The sequence below is a fragment of the Nostoc sp. genome, from assembly GCF_035638895.1.
Classification (GTDB): Bacteria; Cyanobacteriota; Cyanobacteriia; order Cyanobacteriales; family Nostocaceae; genus Nostoc.
The window spans coordinates 1-1945 of the sequence record NZ_DASQZC010000403.1 but is presented as its reverse complement, the minus strand read 5'-3'; the positions used below and the strand labels follow the sequence as shown (position 1 = coordinate 1945).

Genomic DNA, 1945 nt, shown 5'->3' with positions numbered 1-1945 from the left:
TTATACACTGATGCTGCTCATGTTTCGCCACGGCTTGCGGGTGGGGGAAGCTGTAGGGGCTAAATGCGGTTTGCGCTGGGATGCACTGATGTGGGCCGAACGGCAGATTTTCATCACCAGGGAAAAGGGCAGCGATTCAGGGGTGCATCCCTTGAGAGACGATGAATTAGTTTTGCTCAAAGAACTCAGAGAGATGTTGCCCGATAGCAAATATATTTTCGTTTCCGAGCGTGGTGAGGTGATGTCTACTGATGCGGTGCGAAAGCTGATTGGGCGACTGGCAGCGCAGGCCGGGCTTGATATCAAAGTACATTGCCACATGATGCGTCATGCTTGCGGTTACTATCTGGTGAATCAGGGGTATAACACCAGAGAAATCCAGGACTTCCTGGGACACCGCGATATCAAACACACTGAAAAATATACAAAGCTTAACGCTCGACGCTTCCTGAATTTTGATTGGGGTGATTTGTAATATCTTAGCGTGAGATAAAGGAATAATTATGGATTAACTATTTACAAGTGTAAACGTAGTAAACAGTAGTAGGAGCAAATATGGCGTAACTGTTATTAGCTCGAATGGACATAGGAACGGGGAGCAAATTAAAGATATTAAGGCACAGATGTTATACAACCGCGATATTTTGCTGTCTTATTTATTCTCTATTTATTTTATAAATGTCCCACAAATTCTTCTTGTTATTCCATGCTAGAGAATACCTCAAACCTTTAGCGCAGTCTATCTTGTAATTTACTGAACCAGAATTGCGCGTAGCTATGTACACATTTGATTCTTTAGTACAACTCAACTCTACAGTTTTTTGTGAAAGAATATTCACTGAACGCAAACCATTTGAACCATTGCCTACATATATTGTAACTGTATTCTTAAGACCATCATTTTGTATAGTAAAGGTATCATCTGGAAGTATTTGACTAAAAACTCTTTTGTCTGGGCTAATAATTAGTAATAGCTCGAAAATAACAGTGATAGCTATTTTAATTTTCCTTTTCATGATTCCGCTCTTTATTTATGTTATCTTGTTTATTATTTTGGACTCCAATCTGTCTTTCATCTTGCCTTCCTAAAAGATAACCAACGATTGTTCCATACAAGCCTAAAGCAGGCGCAATTTGATTTGAAGAAATACCAGAACTTATTAAAAAGAGTGTACCTACAATAATTAACGTTACTGTAAAGAGCATTAGTAAGTCCTGCAATTTAACAATTTCTTTACTACTTTTAACCAGTATAAACTCTAACATAAGGACAAGTACGCCAAAAAGAAGTACTGCACAAGACAACCAAATTTCACGATCTGAAAGTCTTACAGGAGTATTACTAACATTTAAAGGTGGTAAATTCTCTACTAGGTTTTTTTCTGGAGGAGTAGCTTGAGTAAATATTGGGAATTTTTTATCTTCAAAAGTAGGTGAAAATTGACTGTATTTAACTGAAATAAATGACGTTTTAGGAACAAAAAATGAATTGTTAATAATACTCGTAAATACAACGATTACAAACGCAATAGAAGTAATTTTAAAAGATAAATTGTTATACATAATACAAATATTGTTATCTAATGTTGTCAATTAATTTTTTTAAGATAATGATTTTCGATTTATACCAATTCTTTATTAAGCTGCGTTAAATAAAGCTTCAAGAATGACGCATCTACCGGACAGTATTAGCAGGAATCAATGAGGCCGCCACCCCCCCATTCGTCAACCCAACAAGCATTACAGGTCTAGAGAATACCTTACACCAAGTGAAGTGCGATCTATACTCGATGCCGCACTAGAACGCAAAGCTCGTTATTCTCACCGTGATTATACACTGATGCTGCTCATGTTTCGCCACGGCTTGCGGGTGGGGGAAGCTGTAGGGGCTAAATGCGGTTTGCGCTGGGATGCACTGATGTGGGCCGAACGGCAGATTTTCATC

General features: G+C 38.2%; 3 protein-coding genes and 1 pseudogene. 2 read left to right on the top strand and 2 right to left on the bottom strand.

The window, feature by feature from the left end:
• A partial coding sequence (locus VE944_RS20045) for a tyrosine-type recombinase/integrase (RefSeq protein ID WP_324980816.1) occupies nt 1-475 on the top strand: 475 nt, incomplete at its 5' end.
• Between the two features lie 181 nt (nt 476-656).
• Here VE944_RS20045 and VE944_RS20040 read toward each other — a convergent pair.
• Both VE944_RS20040 and VE944_RS20035 read right to left on the bottom strand, forming a co-directional pair.
• Nucleotides 657-1016, bottom strand: coding sequence for a hypothetical protein (locus VE944_RS20040; protein WP_324980813.1), 360 nt, complete (start codon nt 1014-1016; stop codon nt 657-659).
• Nucleotides 1000-1593 (bottom strand): hypothetical protein, encoded by a 594-nt coding sequence (locus tag VE944_RS20035; RefSeq protein WP_324980806.1) that lies wholly within the window; start codon nt 1591-1593, stop codon nt 1000-1002. The genes VE944_RS20040 and VE944_RS20035 overlap by 17 nt, the downstream gene beginning before the upstream one ends.
• Nucleotides 1594-1774: 181 nt before the next feature.
• Here VE944_RS20035 and VE944_RS20030 point away from each other — a divergent pair.
• Nucleotides 1775-1945, top strand: a pseudogene (locus VE944_RS20030) (tyrosine-type recombinase/integrase); the annotation flags it as partial.